Below are 238 nucleotides of genomic sequence, written 5' to 3'. Positions count from 1 at the left end.
TACTATGAATTTTAAAATGCAAGACAAACAAAATCAACTAATAGAAAGAATTTCCGATACACATCTAATTGTAGGTGTAGATATAGCCCAACAATTACACGTTGCTAGAGCTGTTAACTTTCGTGGAATTGTAGTTGGAGATCCTCTTACATTTGAAAATAATGAAGAGGGATTCGTTAAACTATTAAACTGGATTCAAGATTTAAAAAGATTAAAAAACTTAGATGCAGCAATAGTA

1 pseudogene is annotated in these 238 nt (G+C 30.3%); it reads left to right on the top strand.

From position 1 onward, the window contains the following. Window positions 1–4: 4 nt before the first annotated feature. Window positions 5–238: pseudogene (locus tag TR08_RS19305) on the top strand (IS110 family transposase); the annotation flags it as partial.

This window comes from Neobacillus niacini, from assembly GCF_000759675.1.
GTDB lineage: Bacteria > Bacillota > Bacilli > Bacillales > Cytobacillaceae > Neobacillus > Neobacillus niacini_A.
The sequence above is the reverse complement of the archived record's forward strand: the minus strand, read 5'-3'. Positions and strand labels throughout refer to the sequence as shown.